This window comes from Streptomyces sp. NBC_00670, assembly GCF_036226765.1.
Lineage (GTDB): Bacteria > Actinomycetota > Actinomycetes > Streptomycetales > Streptomycetaceae > Streptomyces.
This window is the reverse complement of sequence record NZ_CP109017.1, coordinates 1,135,444-1,162,219: the sequence shown is the minus strand read 5'-3', so window position 1 is coordinate 1,162,219 and position 26,776 is coordinate 1,135,444. Positions and strand designations below refer to the sequence as shown.

Sequence of the window (26,776 nt, the reverse complement as noted above, 5' to 3'; positions counted from 1 at the left end):
GAACGCCCGTCAGTCCCCCGGCCAGGACCGCGAGAACGTACCCTCCGGCGGGTCGGGGCGGGTTGCGATGGGTCGTGTGCGAGAGGTCGACGGCAGAGGTGCACCGGACGTACATCTCCGCGTCCACGATCCCGGGCGGGGCGAAAACCATTCGACCCGGAACGGGCGGCGGAGGCATGATCGGGGCATGTTCCGGTACGCCTTCCACCTCGCGGCATCCGCAGCCGCGGATGCCCCGAAGGCTGCCGTTCCCACTTTCCTCGCCGCAGTCGACGGCGCCCGAAGCTGACCCTCCCCGGATCGTCCGGCGGACCCCCCAGGGGGAGGGTCGGCCAGGTTCTCGGGGTCCCCGTCCCGGCCGCGCGCCCCATGCGCCGCGCCCGGGGCCGTTCACGCGTCACCACCGAAGAGACTTCGAGGTACCGCCATGTCCAAGACGGCGTACATCCGCACCAAACCGCATCTCAACATCGGCACGATGGGCCATGTCGACCACGGCAAGACCACCCTGACCGCCGCCCTCACCAAGGTCCTCGCCGGCCGCGGCGCCGGCACGTTCGTGCCGTTCGACCGCATCGACCGCGCCCCGGAGGAGGCCGCGCGCGGCATCACCATCAACATCGCGCACGTCGAGTACGAGACCGACACCCGGCACTACGCGCACGTCGACATGCCCGGCCACGCCGACTACATCAAGAACATGGTCACCGGCGCGGCCCAGCTCGACGGGGCGATCCTCGTCGTCTCCGCGCTGGACGGGATCATGCCGCAGACCGCCGAACACGTGCTGCTCGCGCGGCAGGTGGGCGTCGACCACATCGTCGTCGCGCTCAACAAGGCCGACGCCGTCGGCGACGGCGAGGACGCGGTGCTGACCGACCTCGTGGAGCTGGAGGTGCGCGAACTGCTCACCGCGCACGGCTACCCGGGCGAGTCCGTACCCGTCGTACGGGTCTCCGGGCTGCGCGCGCTGGAGGGCGACCCGCGCTGGACGGCGGCCGTCGAGGCGCTGCTCGACGCGGTCGACACCTATGTGCCGGTCCCCGAGCGGTACCTGGACGCGCCGTTCCTGCTGCCGGTGGAGAACGTGCTCACCATCACCGGGCGCGGCACGGTCGTCACCGGCGCCGTCGAGCGCGGCACGGTGCGCGTCGGCGACCGGGTCGAGGTGCTCGGGGCCGGTGTCGAGACCGTCGTCACCGGGGTCGAGACCTTCGGTCGGCCGATGGAGGAGGCGCAGGCCGGGGACAACGTGGCGCTGCTGCTGCGCGGGGTGGCGCGGGACGCGGTGCGGCGCGGGCACGTCGTCGCGGCGCCCGGCAGCGTCGAGCCGCGCCGCCGGTTCACCGCGCGGGTGTACGTGCTGTCGGCCCGCGAGGGCGGCCGTACGACGGCGGTGACCAGCGGTTACCGGCCGCAGTTCTACATCCGCACGGCGGACGTGGTCGGCGGCGTCGACCTCGGCGCGGCCGGCGTCGCCCGGCCCGGGGAGACGGTCACCATGATCGTCGAGCTGGGGCGGGACGTGCCCCTGGAGGCCGGGCTCGGCTTCGCGATCCGCGAGGGCGGCCGGACGGTCGGGGCGGGGACGGTGACCTCGGTGGAGTGAGCCGGGCGGGGGCGTCCTGCGGGGCGCCCCCGTGCCGCACAATGGTTCCGTGAGCGAAGCGATACCCGTGGTGCGGGACGTGGATCACGGGACCGCCCGGCTGATGCCCGACGTCGACCGGGAGCGCGCCTGGCTGCTGACCGTGGACGGGGCGCCGCAGTCGTACGTCGACCTGGACGCGCCCGAGCACCTGGAGTTCGAGTACGCCCGGCGGCTCGGGCACGTGCTGGACACGGTCGCCGGGCCGGGGGTGCCGCTGGACGTGCTGCACCTCGGTGGCGGTGCGTTCACCTTGCCGCGGTACGTCGCCGCGACCCGGCCCGGTTCGCGGCAGCAGGTCGTCGAGGCCGACCGGGGGCTGCTGGACCTCGTCCTGGAGCGGTTGCCGCTGCCCGCCGGTGCGGACATCACGCCGCATCGCGCGGATGCCCGGGCCTGGCTGGAGGCGGCGCCGGCCGGCTCGGCGGACGTGGTGATCGCCGACGTGTTCGGTGGATCCCGGGTGCCCGCGCATCTCACCTCGGTCGAGTACGCGCGGGCCGTGGCGCGGGTGCTGCGGGGTGACGGGGTGTACGTGGCGAATCTGGCGGATGCCACGCCCTTCGCCTTTCTGCGCGCGCAGCTCGCCACGCTCGGGACGGTGTTCGAGGAACTGGCGTTGATCGCGGAGCCGGGGGTGTTGCGGGGGCGGCGGTTCGGGAACGTGGTGCTGTACGCGGCGCATCGGGCGGCGGATGTCGGGGCGTTGGTGCGGCGTGTGGCGGCGGATGCGTTCCCCGCGCGTGTCGAGCACGGGGATCCTCTGCGGGTCTTCATGGGCTCCGCCCGGCCGGTTCATGACACGGACGCGGTGCCGTCGCCGGAGCCGCCGGACGGGGCGTTCGGTATCGGCTGACGGTGTGTGTCGTGCCGACGGCGCCGATGCGGTGCCCCCGGGCCGGTGGCGGCCGAGGCCGCCGGGCGTGGCTCGACGCCGGGATTTCCTCGCCCCCGCCGCCCCTACCCGTCCCATCCCTGGGGGCTGCGCCCCCGGACCCCCCTTGGGGGCTTCGCCCGGAGGGCGTGAGGGGCTTCGCCCCCGAGCGCGTTCTTGGGGCTTCGCCCCTGGCCCCGAGGGGGCTCTGCCCCCTGGACGCCCGAGGGGGCGGGGGCCCACTTGTCGGGAGCCGTCAGTCGGTGCCGGGCTGTGTGCGGGGCTGGGTGTGCTGCGGCTCCCCGGCCGTCGGTGCCGGTGCCGGTGCCGGCACCGATACCGACGGTGTGCGGCGGCGCAGGTTGCGTACCTCTGGGACGCAGAGGACTGCCGCTGTGACGACGAGGACCAGTGCGGCGCAGGCCCACAGGGCGTTGGCGCGGCCGAGGGTGGACTCCGCGGGGCCCGCCAGGGCCGTCGCGAGCGGGAGCATCGCGATCGAGCCGAACCAGTCGTATGCCGAGACCCGGGACAGCTTGTCCTCCGGTATCTCCTGGTGCAGAGCCGTCATCCAGGACACGCCGAACACCTCGACCGACAGGCCGGTCAGGAACATCACCGTGTACAGGACGCCGACCGGCACTGGCACCGCCAGGGCCGCGGAAGGCGCGGCGAGCGGGAAGACGCACAGGGTGCCGACGAGCAGCAGTCGGCGCGGCCGGAAGCGGGTCATCACGAGCGCCCCGGCGACCGTGCCCGCGCCGAACGCGCCGAGGGCGAGCCCCCACGGCCCCGCACCGCCGAGGTTCTCCTCCGCCACCAGCGGGCCGTAGACCGCGTCGGCCGCGCCGACCACCGCGTTCGCGATCGAGAACTGGGCGACGACCCCCCACAGCCAGGGCCGCCCGCTGAACTCCCGCCAGCCCTCGCGCAGATCGGCCAGCAGACCGCCGCCCGGCTCGCGCGGCGCGATGTGCCCGACGTCGAGGAAGGAGCGCAGCGAACCCGCCACCGCGAAGGCCGCCGCGTCGATCGCGAGCACCCAGCCGGGCCCCAGCGCGGCGACCAGCGCCCCGCCGAGCGCGGCCCCGCCGACCGCCGCCGACTGCATCGCCATCCGGAACACCGCGAAGGCACGGCCCGCCTGCTCCCCGCGCACCGAGGACATCAGCATGCCCTCGGCGGCCGGGTTGAAGAACGCCTGGCCGGTCGCGCCCAGCCCGGTGAGCAGCATCATCTGCCACAGCCGGGGCTCACCGGCCAGGACGAGCGCCGCGAACGCCGCCTGCGACAGACAGTTGAGGGCGTTGGCCGCGACCATCACCCGGTGCCGGGGCAGCCGGTCGGCGACCGCGCCGCCGATCAGCAGGAACAGGACGAGCGGCAGCGTGCGTGCCGCCGCCACGAGCCCCACGTCCCCGGCGTCGCCGCCCGCGTCGAGGACCGCGAAGGCGGCGGCGATCAGGGCCCCGTTGCTGCCCAGGTTGGTGACGACCGCCGCGGCGGCCAGCAGGCTGTAGTTCCGCCCCGCCCACTCGGGACGCCGAGGGCGTCGGCCCCCGAGAGGGCGGCGGGAGAGGTCCGGACGATGGTCGGGGCCGGGGTCGGCGGCAGAGGTCACCGGCCGACTATCGCCGCCATGGGGTCCGGATGCCAAACCGCCGGCCCACCGGCCTCACCGCACCCCGTCCGCCGCACGGGAACGGGCCGGGTCCGGCCCCCGGCGTGCCCGGGGGCCGGGGCGGTCAGGACGCCGTCGGTTCGCCGTGCAGCCGTACCGTGCTGAGGATCTTCATGATCGTGTCCTCGGACACTTCCTCGTCCACGCCGGTGGCACCGTAGAGCGTCCAGGAGACGAAGTCGCCCTTGGAGTTCTTGAAGCCGAAGCTGATCGCCTTGCCGTCGGTCGCGCACTTGCCCTTCGCGGGCGTGTTCTTGGACCGGGCCCAGGTGTAGCTGCCCTTGATCCCGGAGGTTGTCGTGTACGGCTTCGGCTTGTCGTGGGACAGGCTCTTCTCGTCGGGCTGCGTGTAACCGCCGTAGACCCAGTTGGTCGACTGCGCGATCGCGACCTCGTCGGTGTCCTTCGCGCCGTTGGCGCCCTTGACGCCCGTCGCGGCGAGCGAGGTGCTCTCGGTGCGGCCGTCCTTGTCCTCGTCGGCCGTGCACCACTCCTCCTTGAGGACGGCGGGCGCGGACATCACGATGAGCGGTTCGCCCTTCTCGTCCTCGAAACCGGTGATGTAGCTGGGCGACTTGACCTCCCAGTCCGCCGGCACGTCGAAGGCGACCCCCCACTTGGGGTTGATGTCGACCTTCCAGCCCTTGATCGTGGCCTTCTCCTCCCCGCCGCCGCGCGGATTGTTCTCCGGCGTGGCGGACTTCCCCGGCTCCGCCGACGCGCCGGCGGAGGCCGTCGCCTTGTCCTTGCCGTCCGCGGAGTCGTCCTTGTCGCCGCCGCCCAGGACCACGATCCCGGTCACCGCGGCGGCCACGACCACGGCACACGCCGCGACGATCGCCACGATCTTCGTACGGTTCCCGCCACCGCCTCCCGTGCCGCCCCCGCCCGGCGTCTGGAGCCCGGTGGGCGGCGTGGGAGCCCCCCACTGCGGCTGCCCCGGCTGTGTCGGTTGCGCATAGGGGTTGGGGGTCTGCTGCGGATATCCCGGCTGGGTGTACGGGTTCGGCTGCTGGTACCCCGGCTGCCCCGGCTGCTGATATCCCGGCTGGGTGTACGGGTTCTGGTTCTGGTCCTGCGGGTTCTGCTCGCCCCCGGGCGGCTGCTGTCCTGGCCACATGGGTAGTCACACTAGTGCTGCCCATGACACGTTTCGGTCACTTCCCTTCGTCAGGCCCGTACCGGACCGGTACCGGCCGCGTACCGAACCCGTGCCGGACCGGGGCTGGCCTCCCGTGGCTACTCGCGGGTAACGTGACGGCATGAGCGCAGACCAGATGTCTGTCGGCGAGATGCTCGCCGCGACCGTGCCGATGGCCAGGACCCTCCGGCTGGAGTTCCTGGAGACCTCCCCCGAGAAGGCGGTGGTGGCCCTCCCGGACCAGAGCGAGTACCACAACCACGTCGGCGGTCCGCACGCCGGAGCCATGTTCACGCTGGGCGAGTCGGCGAGCGGGGCGGTCGTGCTGGCCGCGTTCGGGGACCAGCTCTCGCGCGCCGTGCCGCTCGCCGTCGGCGCCGAGATCGCCTACCGCAAGCTGGCGATGGGCGAGGTCACCGCCACCGCGACGCTCGGCCGGCCCGCGGCCGAGGTCGTCGCGGAGCTCGACGCCGGCCGCCGTCCCGAGTTCCCGGTCTCCGTCGCGCTGCGGCGCGCGGACGGCGCCGTCACCGGCGAGATGACGGTGGTGTGGACCCTGCGTCCCAACGGCTGACCCTCCGTCCCGGGCGGCTCAGAACCGCAGGTAGCGGCTGGGGTTCCCGGCCGGGACGGTACGGACGTTCAGGGCGCGCGGACGGTGGCCGTTGGCGGCGCTGCGGAAGTTGTACTCGTAGAGGGTGACCCGCGTGCCGCGGGTGGCGGCGACATACGCCACATGCCCCCGGTGTCCCGCGCCGCCCACCCCCGGGTCCCACTGCGCGATGTCCCCCGCGCGCGGGGTCCGGACCGTGGCGGCGCCCCGCCAGGCGCGGGCGTCGCCGAGGAAGTCGGGGGAGTGGTGCCGGGGGCGGCCGTCGGCCCGGACCGCCCAGGCCGCGAAGGACGCGCACGAGCGCACGAAGTAACCGTGCCCGTCGGCCTCCCACGTCCTCCCGTCGCCCCGCCACGGATAGGCGTGCGGATCGATCCGGTGAGCGGCGGCCGCCACGCCGTGCGCCGCCCGCGCTCCGGCCGTCTCGTTCTCCGCCGCGGAGGCGGCCGCGACACCCCCGGCGGCTCCGGGAACGCCGAGTGCCAGCGCGGCACCCACCCCGGCCACCAGGAGACGCGACCACTTCCTCGACGTGTGCCGGCGCATGACAACGGTTCCTTCCGACGGAGTACGACCACGAACGGCCAGGTGCGGCCAGGTACGGCACCGGACCGGCGTGGCGCGCCGGTCCCGGCCGGGGTGATCCCTTCCCCGCCCGTCGGGGCCCAACGGGCCTACATACGAGGGGACTTGGCGCCCTCCGTTTGACGGACGGGACGGGCGCAGGGTGTCATCGGCGCGCGCGGGGGCGCGTGAGCGCCGCCGGGCGCCGCGCCGGCTCCGGGCGTCCGGCCGCGGCGGACGACTCGAACGCCGAACCGGTAGGCTTACCACGTGCGCTCGTGGAGCGGCAGGGGGAGGCGCGCGCCGGGCCGCCGGATGCGGTGAGGCGCGGCTTCAGGGGACTGGAAACACGGGAGGATCCGGCGTGCACGTCCAGGAATGGCTCGAGACGGTGCCGGCGGTCAGTATCTACGCGCTGGTGGCCCTGGTCATCGGCCTGGAGAGCCTCGGCATTCCGCTGCCCGGCGAGATCGTCCTCGTCTCGGCGGCGCTGCTCTCCTCCCAGCACGGCGAGATCAACCCCGTGATCCTCGGCGCCTGCGCGACCACCGGCGCCGTCGTGGGCGACTCCATCGGGTACGCGATCGGCCGCAAGGGCGGACGGCCACTGCTGGCCTGGCTGGGGAAGAAGTTCCCCAGGCACTTCGGCGAGGGGCATGTCGCCACGGCGGAACGGTCGTTCGAGAAGTGGGGCATGTGGGCTGTCTTCTTCGGCCGGTTCATCGCCCTGCTGCGCATCTTCGCGGGTCCGCTGGCCGGCGTGCTGCACATGCCCTACTGGAAGTTCCTGATCGCCAACCTGCTGGGCGGGGTGATCTGGGCGGGCGGCACGACCGCGGTCATCTACTACGTGGGCGTGGTCGCCGAGGACTGGCTCAAGCGGTTCTCCTACCTGGGCCTGGTCGCCGCGGCCCTGGTCGGCGTCGCCTCCATGCTGATCGTCAAGCGGCGCGCGGCGAAGGCGACCGCCCAGAAGTCCGAAACGGCCAAGGAGCCGGAACCGGTCCCGGCGACCGACTGACGAGCGCGCCCCCTGAGGGACGCGTGGCCTCCGTCACCTCACCTCACCGTGGGCCTTCGCCAGGTCCACATACATCGTCGCGTTGAGCGTCACCACCTCCCGCTCCTCCTCCGTCAACGCCCGCTTGACCTTCGCCGGCACCCCCGCCACCAGCGACCCCGGCGGCACCCGCGTCCCCTGCGGGACCAGCGCCTGCGCGGCGACCAGCGAGCCCGCGCCGATCACCGCCCCGTTGAGCACCGTGGCGCCCATGCCGATCAGGCAGTCGTCCTCCTCCCCCAAGCTCTCGGCTTCGCTCGAGCAGGGGGGACCCCCCACCGCCCCGTGCACCACCGCGTTGTGACCGAGGGAGACCCGCTCGCCGATGCTCACCGGGAAGCCCGGGTCGGCGTGCAGCGTGCAGTTGTCCTGCACATTGCTCCGTGCGCCCACGGCGATGCCCTCCACGTCGGCCCGCAGCACCGCCCCGTACCAGACCGCTCGCGCCCGCCCCCAGCGTCACGTCACCGAGCACCACGGACGTCGGCGCGAGGAACACCTCCTCGCCGAGCCGCGGTTCCTTGCCCCCGATGCCCCTGATCAGCGCGCCGTCCGTCATCACCGTCTCCTCGCTCCCGGCCGTCGGCCACCCGCCCGTCGCCCGGCGGCCGTCCCGGCACCGTACGCCATCCCCGGCTCACCCCCTGGGGTGAAGATCACAGCCGTACGGCGTCCTGCGCGCCGTCCGGCTTCAGTACCGTGAGCGGATGCTCAGCAGCAGGAACACGTGGTCGTCCTGGCGGCGCCGCCTCGCCCAGCGCGCCGTGCACGCGGGCTGGGCCTGGGCGCAGCGCACCGGTTCCGTCACCGCGGAGCACCCCGGACGGTTCCGCTTCGGCGCGCTGGGCGCGGGCACGCGGCTGGCCTTCCCGCTGGGCACGGTCTTCGGCGAGCCGTGGATCCACCTCGGGGCCTGCTGCATCGTCGGGGAACAGGTCACGCTCACGGCGGGGCTGATGCCCGACCTCGACCTCGGCCCCGAGCCCATCCTGCGCATCGGCGACGGTGTCGTCCTCGGCCGCGGCAGCCATGTCATCGCCGACACCACGGTGACCGTCGGCAGCGACTGCTACTTCGGCCCCTATGTCTACGTGACGTCCACCAACCACTCCTACGACGACCCGCACCAGCCCATCGGCAAGCAGTGGCCGCGCATGGAGCCGGTGTCGATCGGCCCCGGCTGCTGGATCGGCACCGGCGCGGTGATCCTGCCGGGCGCCCGGATCGGCCGGAACGTGGTGGTGGCGGCAGGCGCGATCGTACGGGGGGTCGTGCCCGACCACGCGGTGGTCGCGGGGGCGCCCGCCCGGGTGGTGCGGCGCTGGACGGCCGAGGAGGGCTGGCAGCCGCCGCTGCGCACCCCGCCGCCGGTGCCGATCCCCGACGGCATCACCCCGGAACAGTTGCTGGCGCTCTCCGAACTGGAGGCGGAGGCCTGAGAGGCGTACCCCGCCCGACGGGCCTGCCTGGTACACCGCGGTGGACGATAGGGTGCAGCCGACGGTGTTCCGCCGCCGCGCACCGCGTCGTAGACGAGGGTGGGTGCGCGGACGGAACGGCTGCACGGCGATACGGCGGATCGAACGGAATACGGGGCGGAACGTGTCGGACCTCGACCTGCTGACCCAGTCCCTGGCGCGCAACGTCAGGCGTTGGCGCGCCGAGCGGGGGTTCACCCTGGAGACGCTCGCCGCCCGCGCCGGGGTCAGCCGGGGCATGCTCATCCAGATCGAGCAGGCCCGTACCAACCCCAGCCTCGGCACCGTCGTCAAGATCGGCGACGCGCTCGGCGTCAGCATCCCCACCCTCCTCGACTACGAGCAGGGCCCCCGCGTCCGCGTCGTCCCCGCCGACCAGGCCGTGCGGATGTGGCACAGCGAGGCCGGCGGCCACGGCCGACTGCTCGCGGGTACGGAGGCGCCCGGACCGCTGGAGATGTGGGACTGGCGGCTGATGCCGGGCGAGCACAGCCCCTCCGACCCCCATCCCGTCGGCACGGTCGAGATCCTGCACGTCACCAGGGGGCGGCTGACGCTCACCGTGGACGGCGAGGAACACCGTGTGCCGACCGGCGCGAGCGCGTCGTTCGAGGCCCACCTCGCGCACACCTACGGCAACGACGGCGAGGAGCCGATGGAGATGGTGATGACCGTCTCGGTGCCCGCGGTCCGCTGAGCCGGGCCCCGCCCGGCGGCCTGCCCCGCCCGGCGGGCGCGCCCGCCCCTCCCCGCACGGCTGTTACCGTGCCGCCATGCGCGCGCCTCTCGGAGACTTCGACTCCGCCCGCCCCGCCCCCGAGTGCCTCGACACGCTCGTCCGCCCGGTCGCCGACGCCGTACGCCACTGGCGCGGCACCGTCCCCGCCGAGCAGCTGGTGTGCGTCGACACCGAGCCGGAGTGGGCCGACACCGCCACCTTCGTCCAGCACTACGGGCAGGAACTGCTGGAGCGGTCCGCGAACTGCGTGGTCGTGGCGGGCCGGCGCGGCGGGGAGACCACGCTCGCCGCGTGCGTCGCCCTCTCCACCACCCGCGTCGACGTCAACGGCGTGGTGCGCAAACAGCTCGGCGTCCGCAAGGCGTCGTTCGCGCCGATGGACACGGCGACGGGGGAGACCGGCATGGAGTACGGCGGGATCACGCCCGTCGGGCTGCCCGGCGAGTGGCCGCTCCTCGTGGACGCGGCTGTCGTCGACCTGCCGTACATCCTGGTCGGCAGCGGCCGGCGGCGCGGCAAACTGCTGCTGCCCGGCAAGGCGTTCGCGGAGCTGCCGAACGCCGTGGTGCTGGAGGGGCTGGGCGTCGCGGCCGGCTGAGCCGCCGTGCCCGCGACACGGCTGTGGGCCGGGACCCGTCGAGGTCCCGGCCCACAGCCGTTGTGCGCCGTACGTGCCCGTCGGCGTCGTGTGCCGGATCAGGCGGCCGTCGTGCGGAGGATCAGGCAGCCGCGGTGCCGGACTGCGCGACCAGCTGGTCGATGACCTTGCCCAGGCCCTCGACGACCTCGGCGTCGTCGGCCGGGTGCAGCTCGGCGAAGCGGATCACGGAGGACGGGATGGAGAGCTTGGCCTCCTCCACGACCTTGCCGCCGGCGATGCCGACCGACTTGCGGGTCTCGTCCTGCGCCCACACGCCGCCGTACTGGCCGTAGGCGGTGCCGACCACGGCGACCGGCTTGCCCGCGAGGGCGCCGGCGCCCATCGGACGGGAGGCCCAGTCGATCGCGTTCTTCAGCGCGGCCGGGATGGTGCCGTTGTACTCGGGGGAGAACAGCAGAAGGCCGTCCGCCTGGGCGATCGCCGTACGCAGGGCGGTGGCGGTCTCGGGCGCCGCACCCTCGGTGTCGATGTCCTCGTTGTAGAAGGGGATGTCGGCCAGGCCCTCGAAGATGCTCACCTCGACGCCTTCGGAGGCGTGCTTCACGGCGGCCTCGGCGAGCTGACGGTTGTGCGAACCGGCGCGGAGGCTGCCGACGAGCGCGAGGATGCGAACGGACATGGTGAGGAACTCCCAGGTAGAACGAGCGGGGGGATAAACGGACCGGAGTCCGTTGAATGTTGTACAACCTAAGCGGGCCGAGGTCCGGGTGTCAAACGGACCGTGGTCCACTCGGAGTAACGGACTCCGGTCCGGTTCTCTTCCCGGAGCGCTACTCTTCTTTTCATGACCGAGCCGCTCCCCTCCCCGCGCCCCCCGCGGGACGACCCCGCCGGCCGGGCGGACCTGTTCCTCGAACCCGTGGGCGAGGCGCCCCGGCTGCGGGCCGACGCCGTCCGCAACAGCGCCCGGCTGCTGGAGGTCGCCGCCGACCTGGTGGCCACACGCGGTGCCGCCAAGCTCACGATGGAGGCGGTCGCCAGCGGGGCCGGGGTCGGCAAGGGCACGGTGTTCCGGCGGTTCGGCGACCGGACGGGGCTCATGATCGCCCTGCTCGACAGCCACGAACGCGATCTCCAGGCGGCCTTCCTCACGGGCCCGCCGCCGCTCGGCCCCGGCGCCCCGGCCGCAGAGCGGCTGCGCGCCTTCGGCTCGGCCGTGCTGCGCCACGAACAGGCCCACCGCGACATCTACCTCGCCGCCCACGCCGACACCAGCCGCCGGCGCTCCGTACCTGCCTACCGGCTGCGGTTCAGCCATCTCCGTCTGCTGCTCGGGGAGATGAGGGCCGGCGGCGATCCCGACCTGATCGCGCACGCCCTGCTCGCCTACCTGGACGTCTCCCTCGTCGATCACCTGGTCGCCCGGGAGGGCATGCCCCTGGAGCGCGTCGAGGCCGGCTGGTACGACCTCGTCGCGCGGCACGTGGGCGCCGGCTGAGCGGACGCGCCCTGAAGGCCACCTCCCCGAGGCCCCACCCGGTGGACGGCATCGCCGCAGGTCAGAGTCGTGTTAACGGAGATGACAACGGTCACCGATGCAGCCTTTGCCGTTCCGTGCACGGATGCGTTTGACTTCCGTCGGGGCACCCACTGCGGTGCCCGGGCGAGGCGGCCGCCGCCGGCCCGGGCGTGGCAGTCGGAGCACCGCACCCCGACCGGGTGCGACGCGTCCGCGGCAATGGGGGAAGGCATCCGACATGAGCGACCACGACCACCGGCCCGACGAGCACCCCAGCACGGGCGGTGCACCCGCCGGTCACGTGAGTAACACGAGTAAGTCGAGCCACTTGACCCGCTCCGACCACGAAAGCCACGGCGGTCACGGCGGTCACAGCGGTCACGCCGGTCACTCGCACGGCGTCTCCCCCGACGCCGACCGCCGCTGGCTGGGGGCGGCGCTCGCGCTGATCACCGTCTTCATGGCCGCCGAGGTCGCCGTCGGTCTCGTCGCCGGGTCGCTGGCGCTGCTCTCGGACGCGGCCCACATGCTCACCGACGCCGCGTCCATCGTGCTCGCGCTGGTCGCCATGCGGTTGGCCGCACGCCCCGCGCACGGCGGGTTCACCTACGGGCTCAAGCGCGCGGAGATCCTGTCCGCCCAGGTCAACGGCCTCACCCTGCTGCTCCTCGGCGCCTGGCTGGCGTACGAGGCGGTGCGCCGGCTCATCTCCCCGCCGGCGGTCGAGGGCGGACTGATGCTGGTCACCGCGCTCGTCGGCATCGCCGTGAACGTGGTCGCCACCTGGTGTCTGTCCCGGGCCAACCGCACCTCGCTCAACGTCGAGGGTGCCTACCAGCACATCCTCAACGACCTGTTCGCCTTCATCGGCACCGCCGTCGCCGCGCTGATCGTCGTGCTGACCGGCTTCGCCCGCGCCGACGCGCTGGCCACGCTCGTCGTCGTCGCCCTCATGGTGAAGGCGGCGTACGGGCTGCTGCGCGACTCCGGGCGCATCTTCCTGGAGGCCGCCCCCGCCGACGTCGACCCGGACGTGCTCGGCGACCGGCTGGCCGGCCGGTCCGGCGTCGTCGAGGTGCACGACCTGCACGTCTGGCAGATCACCTCGGGACAGTCGGCGCTCTCGGCGCACGTCCTGGTGGAGCCGGGCGGCGAGTGCCACGAGGTGCGGCGCGATCTGGAGGAGGTGCTGCGGGACGAGTACGCCATCACGCACACCACGCTCCAGGTCGACCACGCCCCCGAGCGGCTCCTCCAGGTGGCGCTCCCCGGGGACGCCGCCCCGGCGCGCGGCCCGCACTGCGAGCGGGCGCACGGGCCGGTGCACCGCGAGAGCCCCCACCCCCACTGACCCGCGCACCGGACCGGACCGGACGCGGCGGACCAGCGGATCGGACGAGGCGCGTCAGGCCGGCCGGATCAGACCAGGCGCGGGATCTCGATGGCCGGGCAGCGGTCCATCACCATCTCCAGGCCCGCCGCACGGGTGCGCGCGTACGCCTCCTCGTCGATCACGTCGAGCTGGAACCAGACGCCCTTGGCGCCGATCGCGACCGCCTGGTCGGCGACCGGGCCCGCCAGCTCGCTGTTGACGAACACGTCCACCACGTCCACCGGGAACGGGATCGCCTCCAGCGAGGGGTACCCCTGCTCGCCGTGGACCGTCTCGGCCTTCGGGTGCACCGGCACGATCCGCTTGCCGAACCGCTGGAGCACCCCGGCCACGCCGTACGCCGCCCGGTTCTGGTTGGTCGACAGACCGACGACCGCCCAGGTGTCGCCCAGCTCCGTGAGGATCCTGCGGATGGTTGCGCTGTCGCCGTACACGTGGGGCTCCTTCGACGTCGGGGCGGTGCGTGTCACGGTGTGCGGCACGAGGACACGCCTGTGACGCGCAACGACGAGGAGCACCACGGGATTCCCGGGCCTACGCTCGGCAGCGTGCTGCACATCACCGACGCCCGGAGCGGCGAACCCACCGATCTCCCCCGCGGGCTGACCCGCGTCCACGTCCACGCGGCGGGTGAGGACACCTCCGCCCTGCGGCTGCTGCTCGTGGCGGACGTGCTGGCGCGCGCCCTGGACCTCGACGGCGGCCCCTCCCTCACCGTCGCCCGCCCGGGTCCGGAGCTGCGGGCCCGGGCCGACGCGCTCGGGATCCGGCGCGCCGAGCCGGAGGCCCCGCCCGGCGGCCGCATCCTGCATGTGCGCGGCGCGGGGCAGCCGGCCCCCGACGACGGGCCGCACCTGGAGGTGGCCCCGGCCGGCGACCCCTCCGGCACCCCGGACCCCGCCGCCCTCCGCCTCGCCCTGCTGACCACTCCCCGGGGGGTCGCCGCGGAGCTGGGCACCGGCGCCCTGGCGGAGGCGCAGCGGACGCTCGCCCGGTGGCGCCGGGCGGTCGCGGGCTGGGCGAATCACCCGTCCCGGCCCGTCCCCGACGCCGTACGGCAGCGGTTGCGTGCCGCCTGGGAGGACGATCTCGACGTGCCCGCCGCCCTGGAGGTGCTGCGGCGCCTGGAGGAGGCCGAGGACGTGCCGCCGGGCGCCCGCTTCGAGTCGTACGCCTACGCCGACCGGCTGGTCGGCCTGGAGCTGACCCGGGAGATCGGCGCCTGGGGCTGACGGGCCTTGGGGGAGCGGTACGACCACCGCATAGGCTGCCCGTATGCAGGACGAGTACCGCACGATCGCCCAGCCCGGCGTGCACGAGACCGAGGTCAACCGCTCGCGCTTCCTGTGCGCCCTCGCCCCCGCCGCCACCGAACGGGAGGCGCAGGAGTTCGTCGCCGCCGTCCGCAAGGAGCACGCCGACGCCACGCACAACTGCTTCGCGTACGTCATCGGTGCCGACGCCTCCGTGCAGAGGGCGAGCGACGACGGCGAGCCGGGCGGCACCGCGGGCGTTCCCATGCTCCAGATGCTGCTGCGCCGCGATCTGCGATACGCCGTCGCCGTTGTCACTCGCTACTACGGCGGCGTCAAGCTCGGCGCGGGCGGACTCATCCGGGCGTACGGCGGCGCCGTCGGCGAGGCCCTGGACGCGCTCGGCACGGTCACCCGCCGCCGTTTCCGGCTCGCCACCGTCACCGTCGACCACCAGCGCGCCGGCAAGGTACAGAACGAACTGCGCGCCGCCGGCCGCGAGGTGCGCGACGTCCGCTACGGGGAGGCGGTCGCCCTGGAGATCGGGCTGCCGGACGCCGACGTGGACGCGTTCCGCGCCTGGCTCGCCGACCTCACCGCCGGAACCGCCCACTTCGAGCTGGGCGGAGAGGCGTACGGGGCGGCATAGCCGGACAAAGGGTGCTGATCCGGCGGCCGTTGGGGCGATCGAGGCGCAAGGGTCCCACGAGTCGGGCATATCGGTCCGATACGGGAGTAGCCGCCCGCGTTGTCGTACCCTCCCGTTAGTCTCGGGGATCATGAGGCTTCTGCACACGTCCGACTGGCATCTCGGCCGGGCGTTCCACCGGGTGAACATGCTCGACGCCCAGGCCGGGTTCGTCTCTCACCTGGTCGCGACCGTGCGCGAGCGCGCGGTCGACGCGGTGGTCGTGTCGGGGGACGTGTACGACCGCGCGGTACCGCCGCTGGCCGCCGTCGAGCTCTTCGACGACGCCCTGCACCGCCTCGCCGACGCCGGTGTGCCCACGGTGATGATCTCCGGCAACCACGACTCGGCCCGCCGGCTCGGCGTCGGCGCCGGGCTCATCGGCCGGGCCGGCATACATCTGCGCACCGACCCCGCCGCCTGCGGCACCCCGGTGGTCCTCGCCGACGCCCACGGGGACGTCGCCTTCTACGGCCTGCCCTACCTCGAACCGGCCCTGGTGCGCGAGCGGTTCGGGGTGGAGAAGGCCGGGCACGAACAGGTGCTCGCCGCCGCCATGGACCGGGTCCGCGCCGACCTCGCCGCCCGACCCGCGGGCACCCGCTCCGTCGTCCTCGCACACGCGTTCGTCACCGGCGGTGAGGTGAGCGACAGCGAACGGGACATCACCGTCGGCGGCGTCGCCTCCGTTCCCGCCGGGGTCTTCGACGGCGTCGACTACGTGGCCCTCGGTCATCTGCACGGCAGCCAGACGCTCACCGCGCGCGTCCGCTACTCCGGCTCCCCGCTGCCGTACTCCTTCTCCGAGGCCGGCCACCGCAAGAGCATGTGGCTCGTCGACCTCGGCGCGGACGGAGCGGTCGCCGCCGAGCGCGTCGACTGCCCGGTGCCGCGCCCGCTCGCCCGGATCCGCGGCCGCCTGGAGGACCTGCTCGCCGACGCGGAACTGGCCCGGCACCAGGAGGCATGGGTGGAGGCCACCCTCACCGACCCGGTCCGGCCCGCCGAGCCCATGGCCCGGCTCACCGAGCGGTTCCCGCACACCCTCAGCCTCGTCTTCGACCCGGACCGTGCCCCCGAGGAACCCGGCGTCAGCTACGCCCGCCGGCTGGCCGGCCGCTCCGACCAGGAGATCGCGGAGGACTTCGTGACCCATGTGCGCGGCGCCGCCCCCGACGACCGCGAACGGCTCGTCCTCCAGGACGCGTTCGACGCCGTACGCGCCGAGACCACGGTTCGGGAGGTCGCCCCATGACCACCGAGGCACACAGGGACGTCACGGCACACACCGGCGCCGCGGCATCGGCACCGGCACTGTCACGGGGGAGGGCGAGCCGATGAGGCTGCACCGGCTGGACATCACGGCCTTCGGGCCCTTCGGCACCACCCAGAGCATCGACTTCGACGCCCTCTCGGCCGCCGGGCTCTTCCTGCTGCACGGCCCGACCGGCGCCGGCAAGACCTCCGTCCTGGACGCCGTCTGCTACGCGCTCTACGGGGCCGTGCCCGGCGCCCGGCAGACCGGCCACGGCCTCACCCTGCGCAGCGACCACGCCCCGCCCGGCACCCGTACCGAGGTGCGGCTCGACCTCACCGTCGCCGGCCGCCGCCTGGAGATCACCCGGCAGCCGCCCTGGGCCCGCCCCAAGAAACGCGGCACGGGCACGACCACCGACAAGGCACAGTCCTGGCTGCGCGAGTACGACACCCGGGCCGCCGCGTGGAAGGACCTCAGCCGCTCCCACCAGGAGATCGGCGAGGAGATCACCCAGCTCCTCGGCATGAGCCGGGAGCAGTTCTGCCAGGTGGTGCTGCTGCCCCAGGGCGACTTCGCGCGGTTCCTGCGCGCCGACGCCGAGGCCCGCGGCCGGCTGCTCGGGCGGCTGTTCGACACCCGCCGTTTCGCCGACGTCGAGAAGCGGCTCGCCGAGCGCCGGCGCGCCGCCGAGGCCGACGTGCGCGAGGGGGACGCCGCGCTGCTCGCCGACGCCCACCGCATGCAGCAGGCGGCGGGCGACGGCACCCCGCTGCCCGAGCTGACCCCGGGCGACCCCGGACTCGCCGAGGCGGTGCTGACCTGGGCCGCCCTCGCCCGCACCACCGCCCGCGAACGGCTCACGATCGCGACCTGCGCGCACACCGCCGCCGGTACGGCCGCCGTCGCCACCGCCCGCGCCCTGGAGGAGGCCCGCCGACTGGCCGGGCTGCAACGCCGGTTCGCGGAGGCCGAGGAGCGGGCCGTCCGCCTCCGGGAGCACGCCGACGCCGCCGAGCAGGACCGGCTGCGGATGGAGCGGTCCCGCAAGGCCGAGGCGGTCGCCCCGGCGCTCGACCTGCGGGAGGCCGCCGAACGCGAGCACGCGCACGCGGCCCGGGCGGAGGCGGCCGCGCGTGCCGCGCTCCCGGAACCCCTCGCCGGGCTCGACGCCTCCGGGCTCGCCGCCGCCTCCCGGCGGTCCGCCGAGGAACGCGGGGAACTGGAGTCGGCCCGCCGCGCGGAACACCGGCTCGCCGCACTCGCCGCCGAGCAGACCTCGCTGGACCGCGAGGAGTCGGCCGACGACGCCGAACTCCAGGACGCCGAGAGCTGGCTCGCCGACTGGGAGACGGTCCGCGAGGAACTCCAGGGCCGCATCGACGCCGCGCAGGAGGCCGCGACCCGGGCCGAACAACTCGCCGTCCAGCGCGAACCGGCCCGCACCCGGCTCGACGCCGCCCGGCTGCGCGACCGGCTCGACCGCGACACCGAGGCGGCGGCCGCCCGCGCCCTCGCCTCCCGGGAGCGCGCCGCCGAGGCCCACGAGCACTGGCTCACCCTGAAGGAACAGCGGCTGCGGGGCATCGCCGCCGAACTCGCCGCCGGCCTCGTCGACGGCGCACCCTGCGCGGTCTGCGGCGCCACCGACCACCCCGCGCCCGCCCGCAAGGACGCCGGGCACGTCGACCGCGAGACCGAGGAGCGGGCCCTCGCGGAGTACCGGCGCGCGGAGGAGGAGCGAGCCGAGGACGAACGACGGCTCGGCTCCGTACGGGAGTCGCTGGCCGCCGCCGGCGCCGAGGCCGGCGACACCCCGGTCGACGAACTGGCGTACCGGGCGGCGGAGTTGGAGAGCCAGTACACGCGGGCCCGGGACGCCGCCTCCGCGCTGCATCCCGCACAGGAGGAGCTGCGCCGGGCCGAACAGGAGCGCGAACGCCGCGGTGCCGCCCGGCAGCAGGCCGCCCTGCGCGCCGCCGCCCGGGTCTCCCGCCGGGACGCGCTGGAGCGCGAACGGACCGCGCTGGAGCAGGAGGTGTCCCGTGCCAGGGGGGATGCCGGCAGCGTCGCCGCGCGCGCCGCCCAGCTGGAGCGCGAGGGCGCCCGGCTCACCGAGGCCGCCGAGGCGGCCCGCGTGGCGGACGACACCGCGCAGCGCCTGAAGACCGCCGACGCCCGCCTCGCGGACGCCGCGTTCCGGGCCGGCTTCGACACCCCGGCCGAGGCGGCCGCCGCCCTCCTCGACGACGACGCCCACCGCGCGCTGCAACGGCGCCTCGACGTCCGGCAGCAGGAGGAGGCCGCCGTCCGCGCGGTGCTCGCCGAACCGGAGACCGCGGCCGCCGCCCGGCGCCCGGCCGCCGACGTCGACTCCGCCGAACGGGTCGCCGAGCGGGCCGGCCGGCGCCTCCAGCAGGCCGCCTCCGCCCGGGACGCGGCGGTCCGGCGGTGCGCCGAGCTCGACCGGCTCTCCGCGCACGCCGCCACCGCGGTACGCCGGCTCGCCCCGCTGCGCGACGCCCACGACCGGGTGGCCCGCCTCGCCTCCCTCACCGCGGGCACCTCCGCGGACAACGAACGGAAGATGCGGCTGGAGTCGTACGTACTCGCCGCCCGCCTCGAACAGGTGGCCGCCGCCGCGACGGTACGGCTGGGGCGGATGTCGTCCGGGCGGTACACGCTGGTCCACTCCGACGACCGCTCCGGGCGCGGCCGCAGCGGGCTCGGACTGCACGTCGTGGACGCGTGGACCGGCCGCGAACGCGACACCGCCACGCTCTCGGGCGGCGAGACGTTCTTCGCCTCCCTCGCCCTGGCCCTCGGCCTCGCCGACGTCGTCACCGACGAGGCCGGGGGAGTGCGGCTCGACACCCTCTTCATCGACGAGGGCTTCGGCAGCCTCGACGACCAGACCCTCGACGAGGTCCTCGACGTCCTGGACGCCCTGCGCGCACGCGACCGCAGCGTGGGGATCGTCAGCCACGTCCCCGATCTGCGCCGCCGGGTGCACGCGCAGCTGGAGGTGGTCAAGGAGCGGACGGGGTCGAAGGTGCGCCACCGGGGCCTATGAGGGGCGCGGGGCTGTGCCAACCTGCGGCTCCGCCGCGTGGGCGCAATCCTTCAGGGGGTCCGGGGGCGCGGCCCCCGGGGTTGGGACGGGAAGGGGCGGCGGGGCGAGATAATTCCCCCGCCGCGCCCCCGCCTCACAACCGTGACAACTCGTCCACCAGATCGTCCAGCCCCAACGACCCCTGGGACAACGCCGCCATGTGCCACGCCTTCGCATCGAAGGCGTCCCCCCGCCGCTTCCGCGCGGCCTCCCGGCCGAGCAACCACGCCCGCTCGCCCAGCTTGTACCCGATCGCCTGCCCCGGCATCGACAGATACCGCGTCAGCTCGCTCTCCACGAAGTCCGCCGGCCGGCTGCTGTGCGCCCCGAAGAACTTCTGTGCCAGCTCCGGCGTCCACCGCTCACCGGGATGGAACGGCGAGTCCGCCGGGATCTCCAGCTCCAGATGCATGCCGATGTCGACGATGACCCGCGCCGCCCGCATCATCTGGGCGTCCAGATACCCCAGCCGCCGCTCGGCGTCGGTGAGGAACCCGAGTTCGTCCATCAGCCGCTCCGCGTACAGCGCCCACCCCTCCATGTTGGCGCTGACCCCGCCGATGGTCGCCTGGTAGCGCGAGAGGTCGTCCGCGACGTGCGCCCACTGCGCGAGCTGGAGGTGATGGCCCGGCACCCCCTCGTGGTACCAGGTGGAGACCAGGTCGTAGACGGGGAACCGGGTCTGCCCCATCGTGGGCAGCCAGGTCCGCCCGGGCCGGGAGAAGTCCGGCGACGGCGCGCTGTAGTAGGGGGCCGCCGCACTGCCCGGCGGGGCGATGCGGGACTCCACCCGGCGCACCCGCTCGGCGAGTTCGAAGTGCGTGCCGTCCAGCGCCTCGATCGCCTCGTCCATCAGCGCCTGAAGCCAGGTGCGCACCTCCTCGACGCCCTCGATGTGCGTGCCGTGCGCGTCCAGGTGCGCGAGCGCCACCCAGGGGGTCTCGGCGCCGGGCAGGATCTTCTCCGCCTCCTGCCGCATCTCGCCGAGCAGCCGGTGGAACTCCGACCAGCCGTACGCGTACGCCTCGTCGAGGTCCTGGTCGGTGCCGTTGAAGTAGCGCGCCCAGCGCGCGTACCGCTCCCGGCCCACCGTGTCCGGCGCGCCCTCGATCGTGGGCACGTACACGTCCCGCATCCAGTCGCGCAGTGCGACGACGGCCGCGGTCGCCCCGCGGGCCGCCGTGTCCAGTTCCGTGCGCAGCGCCTCGGGGCCGGCGGCGGCGAAGTCCTCGAACCAGCCGCGCCCCTCTCCGGTGTCCGCCCACTCCGTGAGCTGTCCGACGAAGGTCGCGGCCGGGCGCGGGCCCCCGTACAGCTTGCGCTCCAGACCGAGCGCGAGGGACTCCCGGTAGCCGGCGAACGCGGCCGGAACCGCGCGCAGGCGCTCGGCGACGGCCGCCCAGTCCTCCTCCGTCTCGGTCGGTGTCAACGTGAAGATGTCGCGGATCGAATGGATGGGGGAGTGGATGTTGCTGACCGCGCGCAGGCCCTCGTCGGCCTCGTGCACGGCGAGTTCGGCGGTGAGCCGCTCGCGCAGCAGGCGCGCGCACCGGCGCTCGATGTCACTGTCCGCGCCCGGCAGTCGCTCCGCCTCGTCGAGCCGCGCGAGGGTCTCCCGCGCCAGCTTCGCGAGGGCCTCCTGCCCCGCGGGGGAGGTGTCCGGAAGTCTGCTCGAGCTCTCCTTCACACCGAGGTAGGTGCCGGTGACGGGGTCGAGGAGGACGAGGGCGTCGACGTAGGCGTCGGCGACCTGACGGGGCAGCTGGCTGTTGGTGTCAGACATGCGGACCATCCTCGTACGGAAGGGCCGCCCGCGTCAGCAGGGGGCCGGTGTCCGACTGCCCGTACTGCCCGGAACTCATCCCCGTGCGGCCGGTCCCAGCGGCGCCTCGCGCCCGGGCGGCAGGAGCGGTCCGCACTCCCACTGCTGGAAGATCAGCCGGGTCTCCACCCGGGCCACCTCGCGGCGGGCCGTGAACTCGTCCAGGACCAGCCGCTGCAGATCGGCCATGTCCGCGACGGCGACGTGCACGAGATAGTCGTCGGGCCCGGTGAGGTGGAAGACCGTCAGCGCCTCCGGCAGCGCCCTGATCCGCTCGACGAACGGCCCCACCAGCTCCCGCCGGTGCGGCCTGACCTGCACCGACAGCAGCGCCTGGAGCCCGCGCCCCAGCTTGGCCACATCCAGCCGCAGCCGGTGGCCGACGATCACGCCCGAGCGGCGCAGCCGGTTCACCCGGTCCAGACAGGTCGACGGCGCCACCCCGACCTGGGCGGCGAGGTCCCGGTAGGGGGTCCGGGCGTCGTTCTGCAGCAGCCGCAGCAGATGGAGGTCCACCGGATCCAGTGCGACGGAATCGGACATGCGGCGAACGTAGCACGGAGCTCGCCCCCGAAAGCCCGGCCGCTGTTCAGTCTGCCGTGCATGGACTTCGGTACGCGTGACACGTACGACGGCCCGCGGCGGCACGAGGAAGCCCGCTCCGCCGTCCCCCTCCCCGCCCGGTCCCCGGACACCGAGGCGGTGCACGCCGGGCGGGAGGACCTCGCCGCCCTGGGACTGCACGCCCCGCCCCTCGACCTGTCCACCACCTACCCCAGCGCCGACAGCCGGGGCGAGGCCGCCCGCATCGACGCCTTCGCCGCCGAGGGCGCCGAGCCGGAGGGGCCGCCGGTGTACGGGCGGCTCGGCAACCCGACCGTCGCCCGGTTCGAACACGCGCTCGCCAAGCTGGAGGGCACCGAGAGCGCGGTCGCCTTCGCCACCGGGATGGCCGCGCTCAGCGCCGTCCTGCTCGCCCGGGGCGCGGCCGGACTGCGGCACGTCGTCGCCGTACGACCGCTGTACGGGTGCAGCGACCATCTGCTCACCGCCGGGCTGCTCGGCTCCGAGGTGACCTGGACCGACCCGGCCGGCATCGCGGACGCGCTGCGCCCCGACACCGGGCTGGTGATGATCGAGACCCCGGCCAACCCGACGCTCGCCGAGGCCGACGTGCGGGCCGTCGCCCACGCGTGCGGCTCGGTGCCGCTGCTCGTCGACAACACCTTCGCCACGCCCGTGCTCCAGCGGCCCGCCGGGCAGGGGGCGCGGCTGGTGCTGCACAGCGCGACCAAGTACCTCGGCGGGCACGGCGACGTGATGGGCGGGGTCGTCGCGTGCGACGAGGAGTCCGCCCGGTGGCTGCGGCAGATCCGGTTCGCCACGGGCGGTGTCCTGCATCCGCTGGCCGGTTATCTGCTGCTGCGGGGTCTGTCGACGCTGCCGGTACGGGTGCGGGCGGCGTCCGCCACCGCCGCGGAACTGGTCCGGCGACTCGCGGCCGACCCGCGCGTGGCCCGGGTGCGCCATCCGCGGATCGGCGGCGCGATGATCGCCTTCGAGGTGCACGGCGACCCGCACGAGGTGATCGCCGGGGTCCGGCTGATCACCCCGGCGGTGAGCCTGGGCAGCGTCGACACGCTGATCCAGCACCCGGCGTCGATCAGCCACCGCATCGTCGACGCGGGCGACCGCCGGGACGCCGGCGTCACCGACCGGCTGCTGCGGCTGTCGGTCGGCCTGGAGGACGTCGAGGATCTGTGGGCCGATCTGGACGGCGCGCTGGGGGCCGGCGCGGGGGAGGAACGGATCGCGGCGGGCCGCGAAGCCGCGCGGTGACGGTGGTGCGGTTGCGGGCTGACCCGCGGTGACGGCGGCGCGGCCTTGGGCCGACCCGCGGTGATGGCCGCGCGGCTGCGGGTCGACTCGCCGTGAGAGCGGTACGGCCGCAGGCCGACCTGCGGTGAGAGCGGTACGGCCCCGGGCCGACCCGGAGTCGCACCGGCCGGGTCAGTCCCGTACGGCCCCGTCGCCGTGGACCCCCGCCGTGTCGTGGGCGACCGCGGGGGCCGCTCCCAGGCGGGCGGTGATCACGAGGGTGCCCTCCTCGATCTGGTAGTCGAGGGGCAGCCCCAGCGCCCGCATCGCGGCGACCATGCCCGTGTTGGACGCCTGGGTCACGGCGTACACGTGTCCGCAGCCCGCCTCCACCGCCATCGCGACCAGCCGCCCGAGGAGCCGGCCCCCGACACCCCGCCGCTGCCAGGCGTCCTCGACCAGCAGGGCGACCTCCGTCTCGTCGCCGTCCCAGAGCAGATGGCCGAGCCCGACGATCCGCCCCGACGCGGTCCGCGCGGCCAGCGTGCGGCCGAACCGGGGGCTGAGCAGGTGGTCGAGGTAGCGGTCGGCGTCGCCGACCGGGCCGTGGTACCGCATCCGCAGCGTGTGCGGCGAGCAGCGCTCGTGCATCGCCCGGGCCGCCGCCAGGTCGGAGACGTCCGCCCGGCGCACGGTGAGCGTGTTGCCCTCGGGCAGCGTGAGCACGTCCTGCCCGTCCGGCACCCGGGGGCCGAGCCGCGCGTCCAGTTCGACCAGGGCCCGGGCCCGGGCGAACTCCGTCGGCGTGAACGGCGGATACGGCCGCTCGACGGTGATCACTCCGCCCTCCGGCGACCGCAGCCGCATGACGGTCTCCTCCAGGGCGCCCTCCACCGGCGTGTCCTGCCCGGCGCGTCCGGTGGCGCCGGCGGGCAGTGAGCGGATGGTGCAGCGGCCCAGCAACTGCCGCAGCGCGAGCGGCAGTTCCGCCGCGTCAAGGGCCGTACGGGTGGCCAGGGCGAGCACCCGGGTGGGCGCGTCCACCAGATCGTGGGCGTCGGCCCGCTCGATCCAGGTGCCCCGCCCGCCGGCCGCCGCCACGGACCGGGTGACCTCGGCGGCGGTCAGTCCGGCGGGGCCGCGCAGCAGGAACTCGTCGACGACGCCCTCGGCCAGCGGGTGCGTCTGCAGGCTCAGGATGTCGACGCCGTGCCCGGCCAGCGCGGCGCACAGCGCGGCGAGCGCGCCCGGCTCGTCCCGTACCGTCGTCCGCATCCGCCACAGCGCGGCCGCCCCGGCGGCCTCGGCCACCGCGTCGGACCCGGACGGCCCGGCCCGCTCCGCACCGCCGGGGGCGGCCGGCCGGGCGCCGGTATCGCCACTGGGCGGGGCGTGACCGTGGCGGCGTGACCACCACACGTGGAAGAAGGCCGTGGCGACCAGGCCCACGGCGGACAGGACGAGCAGCATCGGCCCGTCCGGCCCGTGCCCCACCGTGTTGGCGACGGCGTCGGCCACGGCGACCGCCGTGAACAGTGCCGCCAGCTCGACGAGGTCCCGCCGCCAGTGGTGGACGGGACGCCTGTGCCGCGTACGTGTTGTCTGCGTCGGGTTCGACAGGTCGGGTGTCATAGGGACACTGTGGAGGAAACGTGTTGCGTGATCACGAACGCTTTGTGACTGTGCGGTAAAGCGTCGATCTGTCCGCTTTGTTGCGCATGCCATGACCGGAACCGAACGCCGCGCACCGGGGGATGACTCCGGTGCGCGGCGTGACGACCGAGACTACGCGAGCCGCCGCCCCGCCGGGCGCGGACGCGTCACTGACCGACCAGACCCGGCTGCAGCACCTGCGTGAACAGCACGCTGCCGTCCTGCTCGCGCAGCCGGACCGTCAACTCCCCGCTGCCGCCGTCGATGTCGACCTCGCCGAAGAACTGGTAGCCCTCCGCCGGGGAGACGTTCGACGCGGTGGGCGCCTTCACGAAGACCCGCTCCGGGCCGAACGTGCCGTCCAGGTCGCTCGCCGGGAACGCGCCCGCGTTGAGCGGGCCCGAGACGAACTCCCAGAACGGCTCGAAATCGGTGAACGCCGCCCGCGAGGGCTGGTAATGCTGCGCCGAGGTGTGGTGCACGTCCGCCGTCAGCCACACCGTGCCGGTGATCCGCTGGTGCTTGACGTACCGCAGCAGCTCGGCGATCTGCAGCTCCCGCCCGAGCGGCCGGCCCGGGTCCCCCTGCGCGACCGCCTCGTAGTTCGGCCGCCCCTCGGTGGTGTCCGGCACGACCAGGCCGAGCGGCATGTCCGCGGCGATCACCTTCCACACCGCCCGCGACCGCTTCAGCTCCCGCTTGAGCCAGGCCAGTTGCTCCGCGCCCATGATGCCGACCGGGTCGGTGGTCTGGGCGTCCGGGGAGTTGGCGTTGCGGTACGTGCGCATGTCGAGGACGAACACGTCGAGCAGCGGGCCGTGCCGCATGACCCGGTACACCCGGCCGTTCCGGTCGCCCGGCGACAGCGTGGACAGCGGGAAGTACTCGCTGAACGCGCGACGGGCGCGGGCGGCGAGCACGTCCAGACGCTTCTCCGTGTACGCGGTCACCGAGTCGGCGATCACCTCGCCCGGGTACCAGTTGTTGCGTACCTCGTGGTCGTCCCACTGGACGATCGAGGGCACCTGGGCGTTGAACCGGCGCAGGTTGTCGTCGAGCAGGTTGTAGCGGAAGTTGCCGCGGTACTCGGCCAGCGTCTCCGCGACCTTGGACTTCTCCTCCGTGGTGATGTTCCGCCAGGTGGAGCCGTCGGGGAGGGGGGCGGTGGCGGAGATCGGGCCGTCGGCGTAGATGTTGTCGCCGCTGCACAGGAAGAAGTCCGGGTCCAGTCTCGCCATCGCGTCGTAGATGCGGTAGCCGCCCAGGTCCGGGTTGATGCCCCAGCCCTGGCCCGCGAGGTCGCCCGACCACAGGAATCGCACGCCCCGCCGGCGCCCCGCCGGGGTGGTGCGGAAGGTGCCGGTCACCGGCTCGCCGGTGCGGCGCGGGTCGTCCGGGTCGGCGAGCAGCACCCGGTAGTGGATCTGCTCGCCGGCCGGCAGCCCGTGCAGCCGGGTGGTGCCGGTGAGGTCGGTGCCGGGGCCGAGGAGCGGGCCGTGCCAGCGGCGCGCGTCGCGGAAGGACTCGGTGGCGGCGGTCTCGACGATCATCCGGGCGGGGCGGTCCGAGCGGACCCAGACCAGCCCGGAGTGCGCGGTGACGTCCCCGGCCTGCACGCCCCAGGAGGCCGCCGGCCGCCCGGACCGGGCGAAGGCAGGTGCCGCGCCGAGCGCGGTGGGCACGGCGGAGGCGGCGGAGACGGCGAGCGCACCGCGCAGCACGCTGCGACGGGCCGGTGACGGGAGGTGTGGCATGACGGATCCCTCCTGGGGAGGCTCTCGGGCGACGGCACGGCCGGCGGGCACGGCCGAGGGGCCCGGCCGACGCGTACGACCGGTGGGCACGGCCGAGGGCACGGCCAATG

At 74.4% G+C, this 26,776-nt stretch carries 23 protein-coding genes and 1 pseudogene; 14 read left to right on the top strand and 10 right to left on the bottom strand.

Annotated features, from left to right (window positions below):
- The first annotated feature begins 427 nt into the window (after positions 1-427).
- A complete protein-coding gene (gene tuf / locus OIE12_RS05100) occupies positions 428-1,609 on the top strand; it encodes an elongation factor Tu (RefSeq protein ID WP_329132177.1) in 1,182 nt (393 codons plus the stop codon).
- A 49-nt stretch (positions 1,610-1,658) separates the two neighbouring features.
- Positions 1,659-2,504 carry a spermidine synthase gene (locus OIE12_RS05095; protein WP_329132175.1) on the top strand — a complete coding sequence of 282 codons (846 nt, stop codon included), beginning with the start codon at positions 1,659-1,661 and terminating at the stop codon, positions 2,502-2,504.
- A 274-nt stretch (positions 2,505-2,778) separates the two neighbouring features.
- Here OIE12_RS05095 and OIE12_RS05090 read toward each other — a convergent pair whose 3' ends face one another.
- On the bottom strand, positions 2,779-4,143 hold the full coding sequence (locus OIE12_RS05090; protein WP_443053760.1) for an MFS transporter: 1,365 nt from the start codon (positions 4,141-4,143) through the stop codon (positions 2,779-2,781).
- Positions 4,144-4,267: 124 nt separating this feature from the next.
- Positions 4,268-5,323: a hypothetical protein gene (locus tag OIE12_RS05085; protein ID WP_329132173.1), complete on the bottom strand. Its 1,056-nt coding sequence runs from the start codon at positions 5,321-5,323 to the stop codon at positions 4,268-4,270.
- A gap of 157 nt (positions 5,324-5,480) precedes the next feature.
- Here OIE12_RS05085 and OIE12_RS05080 point away from each other — a divergent pair, with 157 nt between their 5' ends.
- Positions 5,481-5,918 (top strand): DUF4442 domain-containing protein, encoded by a 438-nt coding sequence (locus OIE12_RS05080; RefSeq protein ID WP_030380947.1) that lies wholly within the window; start codon positions 5,481-5,483, stop codon positions 5,916-5,918.
- Positions 5,919-5,936: 18 nt separating this feature from the next.
- On the opposite strand, the gene OIE12_RS05075 is transcribed toward OIE12_RS05080, so the two are convergent.
- Positions 5,937-6,503, bottom strand: coding sequence for a CHAP domain-containing protein (locus tag OIE12_RS05075; RefSeq protein ID WP_329132171.1), 567 nt, complete (start codon positions 6,501-6,503; stop codon positions 5,937-5,939).
- Between the two features lie 382 nt (positions 6,504-6,885).
- Here OIE12_RS05075 and OIE12_RS05070 point away from each other — a divergent pair, with 382 nt between their 5' ends.
- Positions 6,886-7,542, top strand: coding sequence for a DedA family protein (locus tag OIE12_RS05070; RefSeq protein ID WP_329132168.1), 657 nt, complete (start codon positions 6,886-6,888; stop codon positions 7,540-7,542).
- A 33-nt stretch (positions 7,543-7,575) separates the two neighbouring features.
- Here OIE12_RS05070 and OIE12_RS05065 read toward each other — a convergent pair.
- A pseudogene (locus tag OIE12_RS05065) lies at positions 7,576-8,140 on the bottom strand (gamma carbonic anhydrase family protein).
- A gap of 148 nt (positions 8,141-8,288) precedes the next feature.
- Between OIE12_RS05065 and OIE12_RS05060 the strand changes: the two are divergent.
- The 3 genes from OIE12_RS05060 to OIE12_RS05050 all read left to right on the top strand — a co-directional run bounded on the left by OIE12_RS05060 (position 8,289) and on the right by OIE12_RS05050 (position 10,396).
- The gene (locus OIE12_RS05060) at positions 8,289-9,020 is read left to right on the top strand and encodes an acyltransferase (protein WP_329132166.1); all 732 of its coding nucleotides are present in this window, start codon (positions 8,289-8,291) and stop codon (positions 9,018-9,020) included.
- 163 nt (positions 9,021-9,183) lie between these two features.
- Positions 9,184-9,756: a helix-turn-helix domain-containing protein gene (locus OIE12_RS05055; protein ID WP_329132164.1), complete on the top strand. Its 573-nt coding sequence runs from the start codon at positions 9,184-9,186 to the stop codon at positions 9,754-9,756.
- Positions 9,757-9,832: 76 nt separating this feature from the next.
- A complete protein-coding gene (locus OIE12_RS05050; protein WP_329132161.1) occupies positions 9,833-10,396 on the top strand; it encodes a YbaK/EbsC family protein in 564 nt (187 codons plus the stop codon).
- Positions 10,397-10,517: 121 nt separating this feature from the next.
- On the opposite strand, the gene OIE12_RS05045 is transcribed toward OIE12_RS05050, so the two are convergent.
- A complete protein-coding gene (locus OIE12_RS05045) occupies positions 10,518-11,078 on the bottom strand; it encodes an NAD(P)H-dependent oxidoreductase (RefSeq protein WP_329132159.1) in 561 nt (186 codons plus the stop codon).
- Positions 11,079-11,243: 165 nt separating this feature from the next.
- On the opposite strand from OIE12_RS05045, the gene OIE12_RS05040 reads away from it, so the two are divergent.
- Positions 11,244-11,897, top strand: a complete 654-nt coding sequence (locus tag OIE12_RS05040; protein ID WP_329132157.1) for a TetR/AcrR family transcriptional regulator — start codon at positions 11,244-11,246, stop codon at positions 11,895-11,897.
- 259 nt (positions 11,898-12,156) lie between these two features.
- Complete coding sequence (locus OIE12_RS05035) at positions 12,157-13,269, top strand: cation diffusion facilitator family transporter (RefSeq protein ID WP_329132155.1); 1,113 nt, start codon at positions 12,157-12,159, stop codon at positions 13,267-13,269.
- Positions 13,270-13,337: 68 nt separating this feature from the next.
- On the opposite strand, the gene OIE12_RS05030 is transcribed toward OIE12_RS05035, so the two are convergent.
- The gene (locus tag OIE12_RS05030) at positions 13,338-13,745 is read right to left on the bottom strand and encodes a CoA-binding protein (protein ID WP_329132153.1); all 408 of its coding nucleotides are present in this window, start codon (positions 13,743-13,745) and stop codon (positions 13,338-13,340) included.
- Positions 13,746-13,805: 60 nt separating this feature from the next.
- Here OIE12_RS05030 and OIE12_RS05025 point away from each other — a divergent pair, with 60 nt between their 5' ends.
- From OIE12_RS05025 to OIE12_RS05010, 4 genes are all read left to right on the top strand, one after another.
- Positions 13,806-14,543: a hypothetical protein gene (locus OIE12_RS05025; RefSeq protein ID WP_329132151.1), complete on the top strand. Its 738-nt coding sequence runs from the start codon at positions 13,806-13,808 to the stop codon at positions 14,541-14,543.
- A gap of 43 nt (positions 14,544-14,586) precedes the next feature.
- Positions 14,587-15,213, top strand: a complete 627-nt coding sequence (locus tag OIE12_RS05020; protein WP_329132149.1) for a YigZ family protein — start codon at positions 14,587-14,589, stop codon at positions 15,211-15,213.
- A 130-nt stretch (positions 15,214-15,343) separates the two neighbouring features.
- Positions 15,344-16,507 carry an exonuclease SbcCD subunit D gene (locus OIE12_RS05015; RefSeq protein WP_329132146.1) on the top strand — a complete coding sequence of 388 codons (1,164 nt, stop codon included), beginning with the start codon at positions 15,344-15,346 and terminating at the stop codon, positions 16,505-16,507.
- An 82-nt stretch (positions 16,508-16,589) separates the two neighbouring features.
- Positions 16,590-19,580: an SMC family ATPase gene (locus tag OIE12_RS05010; RefSeq protein ID WP_329132144.1), complete on the top strand. Its 2,991-nt coding sequence runs from the start codon at positions 16,590-16,592 to the stop codon at positions 19,578-19,580.
- Between the two features lie 133 nt (positions 19,581-19,713).
- Here the strand turns inward: OIE12_RS05010 and OIE12_RS05005 are convergent, their stop codons facing one another.
- Together OIE12_RS05005 and OIE12_RS05000 are read right to left on the bottom strand one after the other, a co-directional pair.
- A complete protein-coding gene (locus OIE12_RS05005) occupies positions 19,714-21,402 on the bottom strand; it encodes a DUF885 domain-containing protein (RefSeq protein WP_329132142.1) in 1,689 nt (562 codons plus the stop codon).
- Positions 21,403-21,477: 75 nt separating this feature from the next.
- Complete coding sequence (locus tag OIE12_RS05000) at positions 21,478-21,984, bottom strand: Lrp/AsnC family transcriptional regulator (protein ID WP_329132140.1); 507 nt, start codon at positions 21,982-21,984, stop codon at positions 21,478-21,480.
- Between the two features lie 60 nt (positions 21,985-22,044).
- Here OIE12_RS05000 and OIE12_RS04995 point away from each other — a divergent pair, with 60 nt between their 5' ends.
- Complete coding sequence (locus tag OIE12_RS04995) at positions 22,045-23,280, top strand: trans-sulfuration enzyme family protein (RefSeq protein WP_329132137.1); 1,236 nt, start codon at positions 22,045-22,047, stop codon at positions 23,278-23,280.
- Positions 23,281-23,451: 171 nt separating this feature from the next.
- On the opposite strand, the gene OIE12_RS04990 is transcribed toward OIE12_RS04995, so the two are convergent.
- Together OIE12_RS04990 and OIE12_RS04985 are read right to left on the bottom strand one after the other, a co-directional pair.
- Positions 23,452-24,891, bottom strand: a complete 1,440-nt coding sequence (locus tag OIE12_RS04990; RefSeq protein ID WP_329132135.1) for a GNAT family N-acetyltransferase — start codon at positions 24,889-24,891, stop codon at positions 23,452-23,454.
- Positions 24,892-25,079: 188 nt separating this feature from the next.
- Complete coding sequence (locus tag OIE12_RS04985; RefSeq protein WP_329132133.1) at positions 25,080-26,666, bottom strand: alkaline phosphatase D family protein; 1,587 nt, start codon at positions 26,664-26,666, stop codon at positions 25,080-25,082.
- Positions 26,667-26,776: the final 110 nt, after the last annotated feature.

Coding starts and splice junctions, on each gene's coding strand:
- OIE12_RS05045 (WP_329132159.1), bottom strand. CDS start 11,078: ATGTCCGTTCGCATCCTCGCGCTCGTCGGCAGCCTCCGCGCCGGTTCG.
- tuf (WP_329132177.1), top strand. CDS start 428: ATGTCCAAGACGGCGTACATCCGCACCAAACCGCATCTCAACATCGGC.
- OIE12_RS05005 (WP_329132142.1), bottom strand. CDS start 21,402: ATGTCTGACACCAACAGCCAGCTGCCCCGTCAGGTCGCCGACGCCTAC.
- OIE12_RS05010 (WP_329132144.1), top strand. CDS start 16,590: ATGAGGCTGCACCGGCTGGACATCACGGCCTTCGGGCCCTTCGGCACC.
- OIE12_RS05075 (WP_329132171.1), bottom strand. CDS start 6,503: ATGCGCCGGCACACGTCGAGGAAGTGGTCGCGTCTCCTGGTGGCCGGG.
- OIE12_RS05020 (WP_329132149.1), top strand. CDS start 14,587: ATGCAGGACGAGTACCGCACGATCGCCCAGCCCGGCGTGCACGAGACC.
- OIE12_RS05060 (WP_329132166.1), top strand. CDS start 8,289: ATGCTCAGCAGCAGGAACACGTGGTCGTCCTGGCGGCGCCGCCTCGCC.
- OIE12_RS05050 (WP_329132161.1), top strand. CDS start 9,833: ATGCGCGCGCCTCTCGGAGACTTCGACTCCGCCCGCCCCGCCCCCGAG.
- OIE12_RS05085 (WP_329132173.1), bottom strand. CDS start 5,323: ATGTGGCCAGGACAGCAGCCGCCCGGGGGCGAGCAGAACCCGCAGGAC.
- OIE12_RS05000 (WP_329132140.1), bottom strand. CDS start 21,984: ATGTCCGATTCCGTCGCACTGGATCCGGTGGACCTCCATCTGCTGCGG.
- OIE12_RS04990 (WP_329132135.1), bottom strand. CDS start 24,891: ATGACACCCGACCTGTCGAACCCGACGCAGACAACACGTACGCGGCAC.
- OIE12_RS05080 (WP_030380947.1), top strand. CDS start 5,481: ATGTCTGTCGGCGAGATGCTCGCCGCGACCGTGCCGATGGCCAGGACC.
- OIE12_RS04995 (WP_329132137.1), top strand. CDS start 22,045: ATGGACTTCGGTACGCGTGACACGTACGACGGCCCGCGGCGGCACGAG.
- OIE12_RS05040 (WP_329132157.1), top strand. CDS start 11,244: ATGACCGAGCCGCTCCCCTCCCCGCGCCCCCCGCGGGACGACCCCGCC.
- OIE12_RS05035 (WP_329132155.1), top strand. CDS start 12,157: ATGAGCGACCACGACCACCGGCCCGACGAGCACCCCAGCACGGGCGGT.
- OIE12_RS04985 (WP_329132133.1), bottom strand. CDS start 26,666: ATGCCACACCTCCCGTCACCGGCCCGTCGCAGCGTGCTGCGCGGTGCG.
- OIE12_RS05015 (WP_329132146.1), top strand. CDS start 15,344: ATGAGGCTTCTGCACACGTCCGACTGGCATCTCGGCCGGGCGTTCCAC.